Origin of the sequence: Desulfitobacterium chlororespirans DSM 11544 (assembly GCF_900143285.1) — a bacterium.
Classification (GTDB): domain Bacteria; phylum Bacillota; class Desulfitobacteriia; order Desulfitobacteriales; family Desulfitobacteriaceae; genus Desulfitobacterium; species Desulfitobacterium chlororespirans.
The window spans coordinates 15,496-34,533 of sequence record NZ_FRDN01000009.1 but is presented as its reverse complement, the minus strand read 5'-3'; the positions used below and the strand labels follow the sequence as shown (position 1 = coordinate 34,533).

Annotated in this window: 29 protein-coding genes; all 29 read left to right on the top strand. The window is 47.4% G+C overall.

Going from position 1 to position 19,038, the window contains the following annotated elements; all coding sequences use genetic code 11:
* The first annotated feature begins 13 nt into the window (after positions 1–13).
* The 29 genes from BUA14_RS14515 (at position 14) to BUA14_RS14375 (ending at position 19,038) form a co-directional block, all read left to right on the top strand.
* On the top strand, positions 14–670 hold the full coding sequence (locus BUA14_RS14515; protein ID WP_072773265.1) for a putative HNHc nuclease: 657 nt from the start codon (positions 14–16) through the stop codon (positions 668–670).
* Between the two features lie 16 nt (positions 671–686).
* Positions 687–1,574: a Gabija anti-defense Gad2 family protein gene (locus BUA14_RS14510; protein WP_072773264.1), complete on the top strand. Its 888-nt coding sequence runs from the start codon at positions 687–689 to the stop codon at positions 1,572–1,574.
* Between the two features lie 258 nt (positions 1,575–1,832).
* Positions 1,833–2,723 carry a phage Gp37/Gp68 family protein gene (locus BUA14_RS14505; RefSeq protein ID WP_345788639.1) on the top strand — a complete coding sequence of 297 codons (891 nt, stop codon included), beginning with the start codon at positions 1,833–1,835 and terminating at the stop codon, positions 2,721–2,723.
* Complete coding sequence (locus BUA14_RS14500) at positions 2,716–3,102, top strand: hypothetical protein (protein ID WP_072773262.1); 387 nt, start codon at positions 2,716–2,718, stop codon at positions 3,100–3,102. The genes BUA14_RS14505 and BUA14_RS14500 overlap by 8 nt, the downstream gene beginning before the upstream one ends.
* A complete protein-coding gene (locus BUA14_RS14495; RefSeq protein WP_072773261.1) occupies positions 3,099–3,896 on the top strand; it encodes a DNA adenine methylase in 798 nt (265 codons plus the stop codon). The genes BUA14_RS14500 and BUA14_RS14495 overlap by 4 nt, the downstream gene beginning before the upstream one ends.
* A gap of 127 nt (positions 3,897–4,023) precedes the next feature.
* Positions 4,024–4,356: a hypothetical protein gene (locus tag BUA14_RS14490; protein WP_072773260.1), complete on the top strand. Its 333-nt coding sequence runs from the start codon at positions 4,024–4,026 to the stop codon at positions 4,354–4,356.
* Between the two features lie 14 nt (positions 4,357–4,370).
* Positions 4,371–4,919 (top strand): endonuclease domain-containing protein, encoded by a 549-nt coding sequence (locus BUA14_RS14485; RefSeq protein WP_072773259.1) that lies wholly within the window; start codon positions 4,371–4,373, stop codon positions 4,917–4,919.
* 2 nt (positions 4,920–4,921) lie between these two features.
* Complete coding sequence (locus tag BUA14_RS14480) at positions 4,922–5,683, top strand: phage replisome organizer N-terminal domain-containing protein (RefSeq protein ID WP_072773258.1); 762 nt, start codon at positions 4,922–4,924, stop codon at positions 5,681–5,683.
* Positions 5,684–5,689: 6 nt separating this feature from the next.
* Positions 5,690–6,994 carry a replicative DNA helicase gene (locus tag BUA14_RS14475; RefSeq protein ID WP_072773257.1) on the top strand — a complete coding sequence of 435 codons (1,305 nt, stop codon included), beginning with the start codon at positions 5,690–5,692 and terminating at the stop codon, positions 6,992–6,994.
* On the top strand, positions 6,987–7,217 hold the full coding sequence (locus tag BUA14_RS14470; protein ID WP_072773256.1) for a hypothetical protein: 231 nt from the start codon (positions 6,987–6,989) through the stop codon (positions 7,215–7,217). The genes BUA14_RS14475 and BUA14_RS14470 overlap by 8 nt, the downstream gene beginning before the upstream one ends.
* A gap of 191 nt (positions 7,218–7,408) precedes the next feature.
* Positions 7,409–7,792 carry a YopX family protein gene (locus BUA14_RS14465; protein ID WP_072773255.1) on the top strand — a complete coding sequence of 128 codons (384 nt, stop codon included), beginning with the start codon at positions 7,409–7,411 and terminating at the stop codon, positions 7,790–7,792.
* Positions 7,785–8,204, top strand: coding sequence for a RusA family crossover junction endodeoxyribonuclease (locus BUA14_RS14460; protein WP_072773254.1), 420 nt, complete (start codon positions 7,785–7,787; stop codon positions 8,202–8,204). The genes BUA14_RS14465 and BUA14_RS14460 overlap by 8 nt, the downstream gene beginning before the upstream one ends.
* Entirely contained in the window at positions 8,197–8,409 is a 213-nt protein-coding gene (locus BUA14_RS14455; protein ID WP_072773253.1) for a hypothetical protein, read from the top strand. The genes BUA14_RS14460 and BUA14_RS14455 overlap by 8 nt, the downstream gene beginning before the upstream one ends.
* 15 nt (positions 8,410–8,424) lie before the next feature.
* Entirely contained in the window at positions 8,425–8,613 is a 189-nt protein-coding gene (locus tag BUA14_RS14450; protein WP_072773252.1) for a hypothetical protein, read from the top strand.
* Positions 8,610–8,879: a hypothetical protein gene (locus BUA14_RS14445; protein WP_072773251.1), complete on the top strand. Its 270-nt coding sequence runs from the start codon at positions 8,610–8,612 to the stop codon at positions 8,877–8,879. The genes BUA14_RS14450 and BUA14_RS14445 overlap by 4 nt, the downstream gene beginning before the upstream one ends.
* Positions 8,876–9,334, top strand: a complete 459-nt coding sequence (locus BUA14_RS14440; RefSeq protein ID WP_072773250.1) for a hypothetical protein — start codon at positions 8,876–8,878, stop codon at positions 9,332–9,334. The genes BUA14_RS14445 and BUA14_RS14440 overlap by 4 nt, the downstream gene beginning before the upstream one ends.
* Positions 9,313–9,693, top strand: a complete 381-nt coding sequence (locus BUA14_RS14435; RefSeq protein ID WP_072773249.1) for a hypothetical protein — start codon at positions 9,313–9,315, stop codon at positions 9,691–9,693. Before BUA14_RS14440 ends, BUA14_RS14435 begins: the two co-directional genes overlap by 22 nt.
* Positions 9,690–10,217: a sigma-70 RNA polymerase sigma factor region 4 domain-containing protein gene (locus BUA14_RS14430; protein ID WP_072773248.1), complete on the top strand. Its 528-nt coding sequence runs from the start codon at positions 9,690–9,692 to the stop codon at positions 10,215–10,217. Before BUA14_RS14435 ends, BUA14_RS14430 begins: the two co-directional genes overlap by 4 nt.
* 123 nt (positions 10,218–10,340) lie before the next feature.
* Positions 10,341–10,637 carry a hypothetical protein gene (locus BUA14_RS28535; RefSeq protein WP_072773247.1) on the top strand — a complete coding sequence of 99 codons (297 nt, stop codon included), beginning with the start codon at positions 10,341–10,343 and terminating at the stop codon, positions 10,635–10,637.
* Positions 10,634–11,566 carry a phage terminase large subunit family protein gene (locus BUA14_RS14420; protein WP_072773246.1) on the top strand — a complete coding sequence of 311 codons (933 nt, stop codon included), beginning with the start codon at positions 10,634–10,636 and terminating at the stop codon, positions 11,564–11,566. Before BUA14_RS28535 ends, BUA14_RS14420 begins: the two co-directional genes overlap by 4 nt.
* A gap of 131 nt (positions 11,567–11,697) precedes the next feature.
* A complete protein-coding gene (locus tag BUA14_RS14415) occupies positions 11,698–12,279 on the top strand; it encodes a hypothetical protein (RefSeq protein ID WP_072773245.1) in 582 nt (193 codons plus the stop codon).
* Positions 12,254–14,089 carry a phage terminase large subunit family protein gene (locus BUA14_RS14410; RefSeq protein WP_072773244.1) on the top strand — a complete coding sequence of 612 codons (1,836 nt, stop codon included), beginning with the start codon at positions 12,254–12,256 and terminating at the stop codon, positions 14,087–14,089. The genes BUA14_RS14415 and BUA14_RS14410 overlap by 26 nt, the downstream gene beginning before the upstream one ends.
* A 23-nt stretch (positions 14,090–14,112) precedes the next feature.
* Positions 14,113–14,349, top strand: coding sequence for a DUF6148 family protein (locus tag BUA14_RS14405; protein ID WP_072773243.1), 237 nt, complete (start codon positions 14,113–14,115; stop codon positions 14,347–14,349).
* Positions 14,346–15,932: a phage portal protein gene (locus tag BUA14_RS14400; protein WP_072773242.1), complete on the top strand. Its 1,587-nt coding sequence runs from the start codon at positions 14,346–14,348 to the stop codon at positions 15,930–15,932. Before BUA14_RS14405 ends, BUA14_RS14400 begins: the two co-directional genes overlap by 4 nt.
* Positions 15,901–16,980 (top strand): head maturation protease, ClpP-related, encoded by a 1,080-nt coding sequence (locus BUA14_RS14395; RefSeq protein WP_072773241.1) that lies wholly within the window; start codon positions 15,901–15,903, stop codon positions 16,978–16,980. Before BUA14_RS14400 ends, BUA14_RS14395 begins: the two co-directional genes overlap by 32 nt.
* Positions 16,980–17,363 carry a head decoration protein gene (locus BUA14_RS14390; RefSeq protein WP_072773240.1) on the top strand — a complete coding sequence of 128 codons (384 nt, stop codon included), beginning with the start codon at positions 16,980–16,982 and terminating at the stop codon, positions 17,361–17,363. Before BUA14_RS14395 ends, BUA14_RS14390 begins: the two co-directional genes overlap by 1 nt.
* An 11-nt stretch (positions 17,364–17,374) precedes the next feature.
* Positions 17,375–18,409, top strand: coding sequence for a major capsid protein (locus BUA14_RS14385; protein WP_072773239.1), 1,035 nt, complete (start codon positions 17,375–17,377; stop codon positions 18,407–18,409).
* 16 nt (positions 18,410–18,425) lie between these two features.
* Complete coding sequence (locus BUA14_RS14380; protein ID WP_072773238.1) at positions 18,426–18,707, top strand: DUF7210 family protein; 282 nt, start codon at positions 18,426–18,428, stop codon at positions 18,705–18,707.
* 1 nt (position 18,708) lies between these two features.
* Positions 18,709–19,038 (top strand): hypothetical protein, encoded by a 330-nt coding sequence (locus tag BUA14_RS14375; RefSeq protein WP_072773237.1) that lies wholly within the window; start codon positions 18,709–18,711, stop codon positions 19,036–19,038.

Sequence of the window (19,038 nt, the reverse complement as noted above, 5' to 3'; positions counted from 1 at the left end):
GGAGGGAGCACGGATGATTATACACGGTCAGGTTGTTAAAACAACAGATGCAGAGGTCTTTATCCGTGCTCCTCTGTCATCCTATCTGGTTGATAAGCGGCGAATCGACACGGTAGAAATCATCGTCACCGATGGCCGGCACATCAGCGCAGCACAAAGGAAACATATCTATGCAACCCTCCGCGATATCTCCCTGTACACAGGGCATGATGTCGAGGATTTAAAGAGCATCTTTAAGGCCGATTACATCGCCACAACCGGAGAGCCATGGTTTAGTCTATCCAACGTGGATATGACCACGGCCAGCAACTACCTACAGCATCTGATTGAGTTTTGCCTGGTATGGGGTATTCCTACACTGGATAGCTACCTCGACCGTGCTCCTGATGTAAGCAGATACCTCTACATGTGCCTGGCTACTCGTACCTGTGTTCTTTGTGGTAAAAAGGCTGAGGTCCATCATAGCGGCGAGGATCGCGTTGGAATGGGACGTAATCGGCAGAAGATATCCCACCTTGGCCTGCAGGCTGTGGCATTGTGCGCTGAGCATCATAGACTTGGCAAAGGTGCGATCCACAACATCCCGGAGTCGGAGTTTTTCGAGAAGAATCACATTTATCCGATACGGCTAGATGAGCACCTCTGCAAACAGCTGGGATTGAGAATTTAGAAAGTGAGGAGAAAAGATGAAAGCTAAAACAATCAAAGCCATTTTGGCTAAGAAACATAAAGATTTTGTTGCCTCTATCCAGGACGAAGAGGTTAGAAAATTAGTCGATAAAAACTCCATCATCACAGGTGGCTCAATCGTCTCAATGTTGCTTGGTGAAAAAGTTAACGATTTTGATTATTACTTTACCAATAAAGAGACATGTCTTGCCGTGGCCCGGTATTACGTTGAGCAGTTTAACCAAAAGACTCAAAAGGGTGTGGCTGTCCAAGAGCTTGAGAACAGCAGGATAAGGGTATTCGTGAGCAGCGCAGGCATTGCCGCCGAAGATGAAGAGTCCGAGGAACTTACCACCGAGTTCGATGACGAGGGAATGGAAGAGTTGGGTCTGCAAGAACTCAAAGAGGCTCAGAGCGAGGAGAAGCCCTCTTATAGACCAGTTTTCTTATCCTCGAATGCAATCACCTTAACAAATAAAGTCCAGCTTGTCATCCGTTTTTATGGCAATGCTGAAGAGATACACACCAACTATGATTTTGTCCATGCGACATGCTATTGGACATCTAAGGATAATAACTTAGTCCTCTCGGGCAAAGCTCTTGAAGCTATCCTGGCAAAAGAACTTGTATACCAAGGGAGTAAATACCCTCTGGCATCGATTATGAGAACCAAAAAGTTTATACAGCGCGGGTGGCAAATAAACGCCGGTCAGTACCTAAAGATGGTTCTCCAGTTGCAAGAGCTTAATCTGCACGACATCAACGTGCTCGAAGAACAGTTAACAGGTGTAGATAGCGCTTACTTTGCAATGGCATTAACTGCAGTAAAGAAGAGGGTTGAAGAAGATCCAGAGTTTAAGGTTGACAATTGCTACCTTTTCGAAGTCATTAACCGGATATTCTAAGTGTCATGTGTGAGGTGGCGGAATAGGTAGACGCTATTTTATCGGATAAGCGAGTAGGCAATCACCATCCGAAATATATGGTTCGCAGTAAGAATTGTCATGCGGGGTGAACAAATCCCCGCCCTCACACCCCTTAGGGAGGAGATAGAAATATGTTTGACGATAACTGCAAATGGCACGAATCTTGCGGGGCCGATATGTGTCATGGCGAGGGTGTTTGTAGGGATTTTGAAAAGATAACCTCGAAATGCGCAGCAGATGAGGGAGACAAGGCCAGAGGTGATATGGATGGCTGAGAATAGCAGAATAGAATGGACAGATCACACATGGAATCCTTGGCAAGGTTGTCACCCAGTAAGTCCTGGATGTGACCATTGCTACATGTACCGCGATAAAAACCGTTATGGGCAAGACCCCGCAACAGTAAAGCGGTCATCAAATCAGACGTTTAGATCACCGTTAAAGCTTAAATCAGGATTAGTATTCACTTGTTCTTGGTCAGATTTCTTCATTGAAGAAGCTGACGAATGGAGAGAAGAAGCTTGGGAGATTATCAGAAAAACTCCTCAACTGACCTATCAGATCTTAACCAAGCGTCCGGTGAACATAGTGGATCGGCTTCCGAGTGATTGGGGGAATGGATGGCCTAATGTTTGGCTGGGGGTTACTGCAGAGAATCAGGAACAGGCAGACAAGCGGATACCATTGCTTCTACGGATACCGGCAGCAGTGAGATTTGTCAGCGTAGAACCGATGCTTGGACCGATTAACCTGATGTATATCGATCATGATTGGCAAACTAACGCATTGACTGGTAAACAATTTGATATGGGCAGACCATGGAAAGATACAGGAAAATTGGCCTGGGTGATATGCGGTGGAGAGACGGGACCAGGTGCAAGGCCAATGCATCCTGATTGGGTACGGGACCTGAGGGATCAATGCCGGGCTACGGATGTGCCTTTTCTCTTCAAGCAATGGGGAGAATATGCTCCCTGTGACCATTTCTCAGGGATTCTAACACCTGGCCCTGTTATCTCATTGGACGGGCAGCCAAACGGGCTAATGGCTAAGGTCGGCAAGGTGAAGGCTGGCCGACTCTTGGACGGTCGGACATGGGATGAATTCCCGGAGGTGCATCATGGCTGAGGAATCTATGCTAACGCGGGAACAGCTTGAGGATGCGACGAGGTGCAGAAAATTAGGATGCAGCAACTGCGTAATTAAAGCGGTTTATATAGATGACTGCATTGCTGATGTGGCCAAAACAGCCCTTGCCCTGCTGGATAAAGTTGAATCGCAGCAACAGGAGTACGAGTCGAGACTTGATGCTATGGCCTCAGCATATCGTGGGGAGCAGCTGCACAACTACAAATTAGAGGATGCAATAAAGCAAAAAGACAAGATCCTTTTGTTGACCAAAGAGGCCCTAGAAGGCGCATGCGACTATTGCAACATTCCCTGTTCAACGTGCAGGGCTGGAGAGGCTATAACGGCCATATACAAAAGTTTGGGAGAAAGCTCATGAAGGCAGTGGTTAAGTACCCCGGATCAAAGTGGGGTATCGCAGATTGGATTATCGGCCACATGCCAGATCATCACACATACCTCGAACCGTACCTTGGCAGCGGTGCTGTCCTCTTCAAGAAAAGGCCAAGTCCTATAGAAACCGTGAATGACCTGGACTGCAACGTCGTTAACCTCTTTCGAATCATCCGGGAGCAGCCTGAAGAGCTGGCAAGGGTGATTGCGGCCACCCCGTTTTCTAGATTCGAATACGATTCCACGTTTGAGCAGCCAGCACCCGAGGAGCCAATCATGCAAGCCCGGTGGTTCTTACTCCAATGCTGGCAGGGTCATGGGTTTAGAGTAAACGGCTACAAGGTTGGATGGAAGAACGATGTACAAGGCCGCGAAAAAGCTTATGAACTCTCAAACTGGTACCGCCTGCCTGTGTGGATTCTGGAAGCTGCCGAGAGATTGAGGAAGGTCCAAATCGAAAATAGGCCGGCCATAGAAGTCATCAAGCGCCACAAGTATCCAAATGTCTTAATCTATGCAGATCCTCCCTACGTTTTGGGTACCAGGACCGGAAAGCAATATAAATGCGAAATGACGGATAACGATCATAGGGAGATGCTGCAGGCTTTACTTGACCACCCCGGGCCGGTTATTTTATCGGGCTATGAAAACGACGTGTATAACACGATCCTTCACGGTTGGCACAAAGAAAGTGTGAATGCGCAAGCTGGGTATAGGAAACCGGTAGTCGAGACAATTTGGATGAATCGCACACCCGCGCAACAATTAGAGATGTTTTGAGGTGATCACATGATTGACATAGCAACCCTCGAATCCATAGCAACATCCCAGGGATTCGCGTCCCTGGGGGCCTATGTGGACCACATCATAAAAGAGTATGGGTCATGGGACCCGGAGGAGGTACGAGATGTTAAAGACGTGGGAAGTATACAAGATGGCCTTAGAGAATCCAAAGGCAAAGTTTAATAGGTTAGCCCACAGGGAAACGTTTGAGTTAAATGAGAAAGGGCAGTTAATCTCTATCCTTAGCGATACAACAAGAACTGATTATGCCTGCCCAAAAATAAACGAAGATTGGGAGTTAGTGCGCGAGCCAGTGGATTTCATGACGGCGGTCAATAGTGGGAAGTCTATATCAGATGAGAGGGGCCTTGTTACGCGCTGCACTCCCGAATGGCTTTTGGAAAGAGGAATGTTGTCCATTGAACTGATCAACAGCAAGTGGTTTATCGAGGATTGATAAGGGGTGAGGGCATGACTGGAAACTTGACCAACAGCTTGCTTGAGACAACCCGCGAATTCGAAAGGCAGTTTGAGGATATTCTTCCCTCTGTGGAGCGCGCTGGAAGGGTCCAGGACGTGCTTGACATCATCCTTGGTAGATTTACCCTCAAAAAGCTCCAGAATCTCTCCAAATGCGAATCTCCCATTGAGAAGATGATGTGTCTTTGCCTCTGGGAGCAGATGGAGCCTATGCGGTCAAATTACGCCATCCATTTGCTCCCTCAGTGGGAGGTCCAAATTGAAGGAGAAGAGTACCGGGTGGATTTCTTCGTTGAGGCGTGGGCTAAGTGCTTCCCTCATGTGAGTGTCAAGGTGGTCATTGAGTGCGACGGGCACGACTATCATGAGCGCACACCTGAGCAGGCTAAGCGCGACAAGAGGCGTGACAGGGCATTTACCAAGGCTGGGTATCATGTGCTGCGGTATACAGGGAGAGAGATTACAGCGGACCCCTTCCGATGTGCCCAGGATGTGTTTATGACGGTGAGGAAGTTGCTTAAGGTAGATGAGGAGGGGTAGGGATGGCGGACGTCAAGTGGATAAAACTCGCAACAAACATGTTTGACGATGAGAAAATAGACTTTATATCAAGTTTACCAGAGGCTGACTCTATCCTACTCATCTGGATTCGCCTACTCACCTTAGCGGGGAAATGCAATGCCGGTGGCTACATTCTCCTGACCGAAAACATCCCGTATACCGAGGATATGTTGGCCCACAAATTTAGGAAACCCGCCAGCACCGTAAAGCTTGCGCTTGAGACGTTCCGTAAACTTGGCATGATGGAAACTGACGAGATGGGGCTTTTTCTTCCGAACTGGGAGAAACACCAGAATATTGAGGGGTTAGAGAAGATTCGGGAGCAGACGGCGCACAGAGTGTCAAGATACCGCCAGAAACAAAGGGAGCTACAAGAATGTAACGTTACAAGTAACGCTTCAAGTAACGTTACGGTAACGCAGAGTAACGCAACAGATCTAGATATAGATCAAGATATAGATATTAATATTAATGGCGTTTTTGAATCGATTTGGAAGCTCTATCCGAAGAAAGAGGGTAAGGGCCAAGTTAGTAAAACGCAGAAGGCGAAGTTGGCGAAGATCGGAATCGAGGAAATGAGTAGAGCAATCGAGAGGTATAAAAAAGCCAAAGAAGGTCATGAGAGAAGGTATCTACAGAACGGCAGCACATTCTTTAACTCCGGCTATGTGGATTACCTGGATGAAAACTACCAGGAAGCGGAGGCCCACAAGCCTGAAGAAGGACCGAAGAAGTTGTGGTGATAAAAAATGAACTACTTTGACTACGAATCGGAACGAAGCATCATAGCGGCTATGTTGGAGAGCGAAGAGGGACTGATTGAGGCAACCGCGGCAATGCAGGCCGAGGACTTCTACGAGCCAAGGCACCAAGCCATGTTTGATATCCTCGCATCCCTTTATGCTCAGTCCATCAAGCCTACATACCTGGAAATGTTAAAAGAGGGGCATAAGCGCGGCACCTTCTCCAAACCTGAGGACCGGGAATATGCAAAACAGACCATCGGATTCCATGTATCGGTGACACAGCTTCCTTACTGGCTAAAAAATGTTAAAGACAAGGCCCGACTCCGGAAGATGCGGAAAGACTTCATCCGATTAGCCGAAGAGATGAAAAACCCTATTGTCGACGTGAACAAGCTCCTGCAGGATGCGACGGAAGTCATCATGAGACTAACTATCGACAACGCCGAGAAGATCGAATCAGGGGCGGAGTTGGTGCAGACGGGGAAGCAAGTCATTGAGGAAAGGATAGCCAACAAGGGACTCCTTCAGGGCATACCGACGGGGATAGGGAAGCTTAACAGGCTGACAGGGGGGTGGAAGGCCGGGGATCTAATCATCGTTGCCGCAGAGAGCGGTAAAGGGAAGACTGCCTTCGCTCAAAACTTTATCTCCATCGCCTGTTTTGGGAGTGATACCCCGACGCTATACATCAATTCAGAGATGAGCCGGCAGCAAGTTATCTTGAGGTTTGCGTCAATGATTTCCGGGGTCAGCAATGACCTAATCAAATTCGGCGAAATATCAGGTGAGCAGAAGAGACAAATATTTGACTCATTGGACTTCGTAGAAAAATCTCCGTTTTACCATTACCATTCCCCCTCCCTGAATCTGCAAAAAGTGATGAGTGCGATTCGGAAGATGCATATCCAAAAGGGTGCGAAGCTTGTGATTCTGGACTATATAGGCAGACTGGACCGCACGGACAAAAGCTCCAAGGAATGGGAAGAGGTTTATCAGATAGTCAAGGCACTTAAGACGCTGGCCGGGGAATTAGGGATCGCGGTTCTGGTGCTCGCTCAGCTCAATGATGACGGGACTCTACAGGTTGCCAGGCGGATGAAAAATGAGTCGGATATATACATCAAGCTTCTGCCGATGAGCAGCGAAGAACAGACGGAGGCAAGCCAGAAAGCCCGGGAGAATGGATGGAGGATGGACCCGAATTATTGGATCGCCGTGGAGAAGAACAGGGATGGCCAAGCAGATGTAATGGTGCCGGTGTTATTCAGAAAAGAGACACTGAGGGTGATTGACGTTGCGAATGTCTGAGCTACTCAAGCTTTACCAAGGGATGATTTTTGAAATGTATCTGGCCGGGAAGTTGTTCGAAGATGAGTTTGATATCCTGTCGGCACTCTCTGAGGGGATGGAAGCGGACGGGAACGTGGTGGAGCTGGTGTCAAAAGTGATGCCGGATGACCTAAAGGATAGTGATATAGCAGACTGCATAAGGGCAAAGCAATTTAGAACAGCACTGACGATTTTAGATTAAAGAGGTGACAGCCATGACTAGACCAATTCCTACAGCTCCAAAATGCCGGGAGTGTGAATACGTATATCGCGTATATCCGCCAAGTGTACGCCGAAGCGCGTATCAATGCATACATCCGAGCGTTAGGATGAGGCATCTCCCGGCGGTATATTTATCAACGTCGCCTAAGTGGTGTCCAAGGAGGAATGAAGATGAAAAGAGAGATTAAATTTCGCGGGGAGAGAGTAGATAATGATGAATTTGTCTACGGTTATTTAACAAAGATGTGGGGCCTTCTCCATATCGTAGACCTTAACAACGAGAACCTTGCATATACGGTTATACCTGAGACGGTATGCCAATTCACCGGACTCCATGACAAAAACGGTGTGGAGATATACGAGGGTGATATCGTAAGACACAACGGAAACCTTGAAAGCCTAATAGAGTTTGATGCTGAAGATGCAGGCTTTAAGTCAAAAAATAAGTATTTCGGTAAATTGCATCCGAGCAAAGAATTTTTTAAAGACCACGTTGAAGCGATCGGTAACATCTACCAGCACCCTCACTTGCTCGAAGGTGCTGGCCATGACTGAAATATCTTTCGTTATTCCCGGCAAGCCCATGGGCAAGCAAAGAGCCAGGACGCTTAAAACAGGTCGCAGTTACACACCTCAAGAGACGGTCAACTACGAAACCCTGGTCAAGCAAATTTACATCATGCAGCACTTCGCTAGGCAGCTTGAGGGGGCTATAGAGGGAGAGATTACGGCATATTATCCGATTCCGCAGAGTGCCGGCAAGAAAAAGCGTGAACAGATGCTATCCGGGCAGATTAGACCAACGACAAAGCCCGATTGGGATAATATCGGGAAGATAGTGTGCGACTCGCTCAATGGGCTGGCGTATCGGGATGACGCGCAGATTGTGGAGTGCGTGGTTAAAAAGTATTACTCAGACATGCCGAGAGTAGAAGTTAAGCTGAGGGAGGCGGGGAGCAATGGGTAAGATCGGAATCAAGTGTGGATTTTGCGGCGAGCCGCTGTACATGGACAGCTACAAATCGTGGCAGAAGGGCCGCGCGGGCTCAATAATAGTGTTCTGCGACAACGACGAATGCCCGGTAAAGCCTTGCAGTGATGCCGTTAATCCGTCCAGAGCACTTGCGGAAGCTAAAGCGTTCGGGAATTTGGTTAAGGAGTTTATGGACTGAGGAGGTAGGGCAAAAATGATTAAATCACTGGCTGTTAATATTCTCGTTTATTTTTGCATCCTTGTCATGATTGATGCAGTTTGGCAAATTTTAGAGATTACCGAATTCGGCCAAATTCAGCCAAGTATGAGTGATCGTATTATTGGTATGCTCTTTGCTTATTCGCTGCTGAGGCACATTTATCCAGGAGGTAAGAAGGCATGAGTGATATCCTGCGCTGGGATACCGTAAAGACCCGGAAACCCCACAAATGCTTTGGCTGCGGCAAGATTTACCCTGTAGGCACAATGATGGTTAATGCGGCTTATGCAGATGGAGAGTCGGCGTGGTCATGCTACTGGTGTGAGACATGCCGAGAATATATGCGGCGATATTTTGAACCCGGTGACGAAGTGGGTGAGGGAGAAATTCTTGATAACGACCTCGAAGGATGGGAGGAACTTAGGGCAGAAATGGAGGGAAAGCCATGAAGGACGATTACGTAGATGAGTTATTGAGAAAATACGGGCGCAATAAACCCGATGCCCAAAGCGCAAAGCGCGTTTGCCTAAAAGCGGGCACGATCGAATCTCTGAAAGCCCAAATAGCGGAAAAAGATGAGTTTTTCCGTGAGTGGTGCGCCGGTGAAGACCAGTATCAGCACACAGTAGCAAAACTAGATTGCGCTAATATAAAAATCGCTGAATTAGAGACTCTGCTTAAGGAATCACGGCGCAGGGAAAAGGCAGCAATAGAAGATATGAAGGTTGGCTGGTTATGCCGTGCATGTGCAAAAAGAGTTGTTGGAAAAGAGTGGTACGGGTGCGAAAAGAGGATCTTCATTGAAACTTCGGAAAGAGTTGTAACTTGCTACAATTTCGACTGGCGCGGTCCTCAGGAGTCCGAGAAGGGGGATGTATCACAATGCGAACCTACGGCACAGTAACCACAGCAATGGAGGCGTACGCGAAGGACATGCCTACTGCAGGGCCAGTAACATCTTATCGCCTTGAGGAAGAGTTTGAGACGCGCGTCGCCCGGAATCTGCAGACGATAATCAAGATCGGCAAGCCGGGAATGAAGGTTGAGCAGGAGGCGCGGCAGCGACGGCGCAAACTCAAGGAGAAAATGGAAATACTCAGGACCTTAAAGGAATTTACTGACAATAATAAGCAGCTGAAGATTAGTTTATACAAAGCCCTCAACACCATGCAGAAAACAGAGGAGAATCAAGGGCAGAGGATGTATACGCCGAGGATTAGGACGGACATAACATTGGCAGAAAGAGGTGGAGCGGGCAAATGAAGCTGGATAATGAAGTCCTTAAAATAATTGAAACGGCGGTAAATAAAGCAGCTCAGGACAGTGCAAAGGCGGCTCACGAAACCTCTACAGAGCGTAATTATTTCAGGGAAACTGAGATCCTTCTTTACAATTATCCGGCGCTTAAGTTAAAAGTCGCGCAAGATGAGGAATTCCTTTATGACCCCGAAGCTAAAACAGCTCCTACAAACAATCGGTCAAAGGACATTGTTATTTTCTCCACACGAAGCACGGGTGGCCACGGATTAGATATTGACCAATACACTAAGGGCGTTAAATCAAGCATGATGAGGACAAGGCAAGAGGTAATGCGGATCGAGAGGGCATTGGAAATGATCAATGATGATAAGTATTACGACATAATTCCTTGTAAGTATTTCGATGAAATGAGCCTAGAAGAAATTGCGGAAAGGTTTCAATGTGATGATAGAACCATAAGAAGGCACAAAAATAGATTAGTGAACAAAGTAAAGATTATGCTTTTTGGATCCGATGCATTAGGCTGAAAATGTCCGAAACGTGTCCGGTTTATAGCCGGAAACGTGTCCTGTTCTATCCCTTTTCTATGTGATATAATTTCTACAATGCGAAAAGTGTATTAAACAAAAGGCGTCCATGGAGGGCGTCTTTTGCTATTTAAAGGAGTTCTTCATGAGGATTATTATTTACATTTTCATCGTCCTTTTAGCCTTGGTTGGTGTGCTTGGGCTTATCATTTCTTCCTGGAAAGGAGAGCAATTACAGTGCCAAAGATTGGGGAGACGCTCAGAGATAAGCAACCAGAAGTCTATCATGAGCTCGTGCGTAAAGCCAAGGAGAAGAAACCAACTAAGAGCTATTCCTTTAGAGAGATTAAGGAACTCATGCGTGGTAATGCTTATGTTCGTGGTCGCGGTGGCGCTGTTAGGCAGGTGAGGCATAAATGAAGTTTTTGACAGTTAGCCAATGGGCAGACAAATATAGAATGGTCTCAAAAGAACATTCTATAGAACCCGGGCCATGGCGGACCAGCCGTACCCCATACATGAAAGAGATTATGGATGCGATCAACCATGATGACACTCAGAACATTGTTGTGATGAGTGGATCTCAGGTAGGAAAAACGGAGCTCTTGCTTAACATCATTGGCTCTCATATGCATCAAGAACCAAGTCCTGTTATGATAGTTGAGCCAACATTGGATCTTGCCATGCACTTTTCGCATGGTAGGCTGTCTGCTATGGTTAAAGAGGTGCCAGAATTAAGCGCACTTATAGGGGGATGTCATCAAAAGCACATGTTAACTTTTGCCGGCGCGAACTCTGCAGCGTCATTGAGTTCATGGCCATCTCGGATAGTATTGCTTGACGAGATTGATCGTTATCCTCTGGGAGATAAAGAGGATCTGATTAGTATAGTGATAAAGAAATCAAATGTTTTTTATAACCGCAAAATAGTGATGACCAGTACGCCTGCATATAAAGGTGTCTCTAAAATCAAAGCGGCCTATGAAAACAGCACAATGGAGCAGTGGTGTTTGCCATGCCCGAGCTGTGGTGAGTATCAACCGCTTTCTTGGGACCAGATGAACATAAAGTTGTGCAGTATGCTGTGCAAACATTGTGGCTCTTCTCATATTGAAAACGAGTGGAGGAATGGTAATGGCAAATGGATTGCCAGAAAGGAAAACGCAAAGACACGAGGCTTCCATATAAGCGGGCTTGCTTCACCATGGGTGGAATGGGAGGAAGCCTTTAGGCGGTTCTCACTTGCGAAAGAAAATGGAACAGAAGAGCTCATGCTATGGGCGGCCATGACACTTGGAGAGCAATGGAATAATCATGCCGAGTTTTGTCGAAAAAGTAAGATGAGGTGAAAGGTCGGTTTTTGTCGAATGGCGCGGGTCCTTCCGGCGGCCTGGAAGGGGTGCGGGTCTGGCGAGCCCCGATATTCGCCTAGATATAGAAAAAATTTTATAGCGACTTCCTTCCGTTTTTGGGGGTGTTTATGAGTACGAAAAGAGTTACTTCGGTTGATGGCATAATAGTCACCACACCCGTGATTTCAAGCCTGTTTGGGCTCACTGACCGGAGGGTGAGACAACTCGTTGAAGAGGGGATAATTGACAGGGTAAAAAACGGAAGCTATGAGCTTGCTCCGACGGTAAAAAAGTACATCATGTATTTGCGAGCCTGTGCAGACGGCAAGGAATTAGAAAAAGATGCAGAGGCAATCTATATGGTCGAGAAAACGAAGCACGAAGCGGCTAAAAGAGAGATGGCAGAGATGGAGTTAGCCCAAATGCGGGGTAAGATGCATGACGCAGAGGACGTTGAGCGCGAAATGAACAACATGTTATCTGCATTTAGAGCAAAGATGATTACGATGCCTAGCAAGATTGCCCCTGTCTTGGTTGCCAGGACCGAAGTTCCAGCTATACAGGAAATTATCCAGAAAGAAGTTTATGAAGCGTTAAGCGACCTTTCGGAATACGATCCTAAATTGTTCAGAGGTGAAAAATACATAGAATTTGATGAGGAGGAAGCAGAAGGTGATCTAAGCAGTGAGCCAATCGAACAAGACAGCTAATCTATTTAAGCGCATTGCGAAAAACGTTGCTCCTCCACCAATCCTTACTGTGAGCCAATGGGCAGATCAATACAGGAAACTCTCTAAAGAGGCTTCTGCCGAACCTGGGCAATGGAGGACCAGTCGCACTCCGTATATGAGAGAGATTATGGATGCCATGAACCAGGCTTGGGTCGAGACCATTGTTATGATGACCAGTTCCCAGGTTGGAAAAACAGAGTTCTTGCTCAACATCATTGGATATTTTATTCATCAAGACCCGAGCCCGATCATACTTGTGCAACCCACATTAGAACTAGCTCAAGCGTTTTCTAAAGATAGATTGTCACCTATGGCCCGAGACACGCCTGAATTAAAAGACAAGATTGGAACTGGGAAAAGTCGAGATAGCGGCAATACAATGCTGCATAAATCGTTTCCAGGTGGCCATATCACTATGGCGGGGGCAAATTCCGCGGCCTCCTTGGCTTCTCGGCCGATTCGGATCGTGTTGCTTGATGAAGTGGATCGTTACCCTGCTTCAGCTGGTGAAGAAGGCGATCCTGTTTCCCTGGTAACGAAACGATCTACGACGTTTACTAACCGCAAAAGAGTGCTGGTAAGCACCCCAACAATTAAAGGGGCATCCAGGATAGAGACGGCCTATGAAAACAGCACAATGGAGCAGTGGTGTTTGCCATGCCCGAGCTGTGGTGAGTATCAACCACCTTCTTGGGACCAGATTCATTTTGATTCGAGCGGTATGGTATGCAAGCACTGCGGGGTTATCCACGCTGAATTAGAATGGAAAGCCGGCGAGGGCAAATGGATTGCCAGGAAAAAGAATAGGAAAACCCGGGGTTTTCATTTAAACGAACTTGCATCGCCTTGGAAAAGATGGGAAACCATTATTGAGGAATTTAAAGAGGCTAAGAAAAGCGGCATAGAAACTTTTAAGGCGTGGACGAACACCTCACTTGGTGAGTCTTGGGAAGAAGAGGGCGAGAAGCTTGATGAAGATGCGCTATATAATCGCAGGGAGATGTATTCTTCAGATGTGCCGGATGGGGTAAAAATTCTAACAGCTGCAGTAGATACTCAGGATGATCGCTTTGAGATCGAGGTCCAGGGGTGGGGGGCTGGTCATGAAAACTGGAGAATCCAGTATCATGTCATTTATGGAGATCTGAAACAGCCCCGGGCCTGGACAGAGTTGGACGAATATTTAAAGCGCAGTTGGAGAGATGCCGAAGGGCGTCTTTTTTCTATTGCGGCTACCTGCATGGACTCTGGGGGGCACTTAACCAATGAGGTCTATAAGTTCTGCAAAGAAAGGGCGGCGCGTCGGATATTTCCAATCAAGGGCGAGAGCCCCGGGGACGGGACCTATCTCCCCCTAATTATCGGTACATCTACGAATAACCGCTATAAGGCAACGGTGATTCGTTTGGGGGTCGATGAAGGCAAGTTTAAGGTAATGAGCGCTTTAGGCGTATTGCCGGTTGATGAATCCGGAAACAAGTCCGTAGGTTATTGCCATTTTCCGTTAACTACGCCGGATAAAAATCGGGGATATGAGCGTCAATACTTCGACGGATTGACCTCTGAAGTGATGCAAAAACGCTATAAAAAAGGGGTGCCTTACTATGTCTGGGTCAAGGTAAAGGTCAGAAATGAACCGTTTGACTTGGCGGTTTACAACCGGGCAGCTATTGAATTATTACAGCCTGATTTAGATAACATGCAGCCGTTTTGCACTCATAGTGCAATCGTCAAAACACCTGCCGCGGCTCCAACAAAGCGCCGGAGAGGTACATCAAGCAGCGTTTAAACCTTGAGAGGAGGTGAAAGAGAATGTCGATAACACTTGAGCAGGCAGAAGAGCACTTAAAGGCGTGGCTCAACGCTGAATTATCCGTAACCACAGGACAAAGCTATAAAATCGGCAGCCGGGAGTTGACTCGAGCAAATTTGGCTCAGATCCGGGAAAGAGTGACCTACTGGCGCAAAGAAGTAGAGCGACTTCAATACCTCAAACGAAACGGCAGGTTACCTAAAAAGGTCAGACGCTACATTCCGATTGATCTATGAGCCGCTTTGAAAGTTTTCTGGGCAAGATTGCTCCATCCATAGTCCTCAAAAGAGAAAAAGCCATAACTGAGATTGCGCGACAGAAAGCACTTCAAGAGGTTTTTAATCAGGGCTATGGTGATCACGGGGCAAGCCGGCGCAAAAAGTCCATGACCGCATGGAATCCGGTTGCCGGAGATGCTGAGGAAGACATCCACCAAAACCTTAATGACCTCAGGCCCCGGGCAAGAGATCTCTTTATGGGTGGCGCGCTGGCCAACGGAGCGCTCAAAACCCTGAGAACGAACATCATCGGCACGGGGTTAAAGCTGAAGCCGGCCTTTGATGCTGATTTTTTACGTTTGTCAAATAGTCAAGCAAGGGAATTGAAACGACAACTTGAACGGGAGTTTGCTTTGTGGGCAGAATCAAAAGACTGTGACGCTGCGGGATTGCATAATTTCTATGAGCTACAGCAGCTGGCCTTTTTATCACAGATGATGTCTGGTGATTGCTTTGCGCTTTTACCGCTTTTGCCCCGAAAACATGCAACCTATGATTTGCGCGTAAGGGTCATCGAGGCGGATCGTTGCTGCAACCCCTTGGTCCAAGAGGCCAATACCTATGGCAAGATCAGTCATGGTGTTGAAATCGATGCTGACGGAATGGTTACGGCCTATTGGTTTGCTGACAAACATCCTGGATCGGCTTTTGTTACGCCGGTTAAGTGGAGCCGGGTAGAAGTCATTGGAAAGAAAAGTGGCCGGCGCAATGTTTTGCACCTTATGGAGGCTGAGCGCCCGGAGCAACGGCGAGGCGTACCGATTTTGGCGCCAATTATTGAATCATTAAAACAATTGGAGCGGTATACAGAAGCGGAGCTGATGGCGGCGGTTATCAGCGCAATGTTTACCGTATTCATAGAATCGGAAAGCTCTGATCCGGATCAATTCGGCTTGCCTCCGGATAACCCCACTGGTGAACCACTGCCCCCGATAGGCGAAGATTTGAGGCTAGGGAATGGCGCTATCCAATTTTTGGAGCCAGGCGAAAAGGCAGTATTTGCTAACCCGAGTAGACCGAATTCCGGATTTGACCCATTTGTAGCAGCTATTTTACGGCAAATAGGAGCATCGCTAGAAATTCCTCACGAGCTGCTGCTTAAAAATTTTACGAACTCGTATTCGGCATCCAGGGCGGCCATGCTGGAAGCTTGGAAAATGTTTCGCATGCGCAGAGCGTGGACAGCAGCGGATTTCTGTCAGCCAATCTATGAAGAGTGGTTCGTTGAAGCGGTGATCAAAGGGCGGATTGATGCTCCGGGGATTTTTGATGATCCGCTGTTGTTTAAGTCCTATACTCGGGCTGAATGGCACGGGCCGGCCCAGGGGCAATTAGATCCTGTCAAGGAAGTGAATGCTGCTATAGCCAGAGTGAACAATGGATACAGCACTCACGAAAGGGAGGCGGCAGAGCTTACCGGATCTGAGTATGAGAGCAATATCCAAAAGCTCGCCTATGAAAAGAGGATCCGTGAGCAATATGGGCTTGAGGAAGGGGGTGAAGTAAAAGGTGGCAACGACGAAGAAAAAGATCAAGATTAACGGAGTTATTGTAAGCGATAGCAATGCAATGATTTACCGTTGGCTCGGAATGGAGTTTACAAGCCCAGGGATGGTTAGCAAGGCCTTAGAGGAAGCTGCCGGAGAGCAGGTGGAGGTTTTAATCAATTCTGGGGGTGGATCATATCATGCTGGTTCAGAAATTTTCACTATCTTAAAGGATTATTCAGGAGATACCGTTGGGAAGATTACCGGGCTGGCCGGAAGCGCAGCATCCGTTGCGGCGATGGGGGTAAAGAAGCTGTGTATTTCCCCTACCGCACAAATCATGATTCACAACTCAACGATAGGTTCACAGGGCGATAGGCATATCCACAGTCAGCGGGCTGGACTACTGCTATCAACAGATGAGGCTGCGACCAATGCATATATGATTAAAACAGGGAAAAGCCGGGAAGAGCTGCTTGAGCTTATGGACAAAGAAACCTATCTCAATGCACAAAAGGCTCTAGAGCATGGCTTTGCGGATGAAATCATGTTCAGTAGTGATGAAACCATAAATGTCAGCAATAGCGCATCGGAGTCTTTTGAGTTACCTCAAGTGGTTATCAATAAAGTTCGAAGCGAACTTGTGAAAATGAACATGCCGTCGAACCTCGGGATTGAAATGAAAGAGCCAGAAACAGCGCCTGTAGGTGCAAAAGGAGAGGATACCACCATGGATTTAGAGGAACTGAAAGCAAAACATCCCGAACTTTATGCTCAAGTATTGAACCAAGGAATGAGTCGGGAGCGGAATCGTATAGTCGAGCTCAATGCCTTGGCCGGCGCTCCGGGAGCGTCCCAAATCGTAGCAAAAGCAATTGAAGATGGAAGGGCAGCGGGGGAAGCGGCCCTGGACATTGTTAAGGCCTCAAAGGAGCGCTTGACAAAAGAAGGAGCCGATCGGTTGGCTGACAGCGAAAATAGCGGAATTAGACAAGTCACACCGGATGAAGCCCCGGCAACGCCGGATACTGATGCTGTGTGTCAAGCGGAGGCCGACGAAATCGGGAAAGAAATTAAAAATCTGATGGGAGGTAAAAAGTAATGCCGGCTTATGAAATTGATGGATATGATAATCTAATTGCTGGAATGGTACAACCTATTGTCACTCAGTCTATTATCATTAACCAGGCAACGGATGCGAAATTCGAGCGCGGAACAGTCTTGGCAAGAACCGGATTCACGGAAGAGGGCATGTGGGTGTGCACAATTGTCAATTCGGAGGCAACACCCGCCGAAGAGAAGGTGCCGGTTGGTGTGCTTGCTGATGAGGAAGTTGATGCAACCACTGCCCAACAGCGGGCTACCGCTTATGTTTCGGGGGAATTTAACCGGGATGCCCTGATTTTTGGCGGTACTGACACCATTGCCACTCATGAGGCGGCGCTGAATGCCGCTAAAATCTACACTAAACGAGTCGTAAAATAGGAGGTTTTCACATGGCTATCAAAGATATTTATTCTTTTCCCACCCTTTTAAAAGTCATTGGCCAGTTGCCGCCCCCCAGCACCTATATTCTTAATACTTTCTTCCAGGATGGTGAAACGTTCGAGACTGAAAGTGTTGAAATCCAGACAATGAAAGGGAGTAAGCCGATTGCACCCTATGTATCCGAACTGCAGCCTGGCAAAGTAATCTTGAGGACCGGGTTTATGGCAAAGCAATACAAGCCAGCCCTGATTAAGCCGGCCCGGCCGATCACCGCGATTGATCTTAAGACAAGAGCCGCAGGGGAGAGCCTGATTAACCCTGACCAGCCGGAGGTGCGGGCCCGAAAGCTTTTGGCAAAAGATATCGTCGATCTGCAAGAGACGATCACACGCCGTTTAATCCAGCAGGCGGCAGAATTGATGTTTCAAGGAAAGATAACCCAGATAGGCGAAGGGGTTAATCAGGTCATCGACTATGATTTTGAAAATGTCTTCACACTCTCTGGAGAAGATCTCCTAAGCAACCCGAATTCCGATCCTATCGCATTCTTGGCAGGGAAACGTAAGTTAATCATGGACGCGAACGCACCGACCCCCAATATTGTTTTAGCGGATTACGATGCGGCCGTCACCATTATGCGTCATCCCAAAGTTTTAAAATTGGCAGAGAACAGAGGGGTAGATGTCGGGGTGATTGACACGACATTACTCCCCGATGGCGTAACCTATCATGGGCGCTTGCGCGATGTAGGGCTTGATGTCTACAGCTATACAGGGACTTATACGAATGATGAAGGTGAAGATGTGCCGTTTATTCCTGAAGGGACTATCGCCATTTTATCTACTCGCGATAAGTTCACTTTCCATTATGGGGCTAACGTCATCATGGATCCAAGAACTGAACAATTTGTTAGGGTAATGGGCAAGATCACGCCTCAATCCTGGGTAACGGTTGAGCCGGCTCAGCGGTGGTTGCAGATGCTGTCTCGACCATTGGCGGTCCCGTCAAATGTGGCCGGCTGGGTTGTGGCTAAGGTTATCTAGGAAGGAGATTTGGATCATGGATGTTCTTGCACTCGGAAAAATTCGCCATAATGGAGAGGATTATAAAAAAGGCGATATTATTAGGAACTTGTCGTCTGTTGATGGAGAGCGCTTGATTAGACTAAAAGTCGCTGAACTTGATGATGAGGATAATGTACTGACCACAGAGGAGTTTGCAAAATTAAAAGCCAATGCTCAAAAAGCGAAATTAGAAGGATTGGGGATTGAGCCGGCTTCTAACGTCGAAGAGAGGATAGCTCAATATTTGGAATGGCATCAGCTCAAAGGCGGCGATTGAATTGAGCAGCTTTAAAGACTTTGTTCGCTCTGACCTAAACACCTTTTTTAATGCGGACGAGCTCGCAGAGCTCCATACCCTTGACGGTGTTGAAATGATGGCCATAGTGGATTCAGATGGGTTCGAAGAATTTTCTGGGCGCTCCGTAGAGATAGAGAACGCCATGCAGGGAATATTCACCAGCTCCGTTACACTCTTTGTCAAGTCCTCAGATTACGAAAAGCCCAATGTGGGGTATAGGCTCAAACTGGACGGTGAGTATTACTATGTAACAGGGGCATCTGAGGCAGCCGGTTTAGTAAAAATAAATCTCATAGCTCACGAAAGCTAA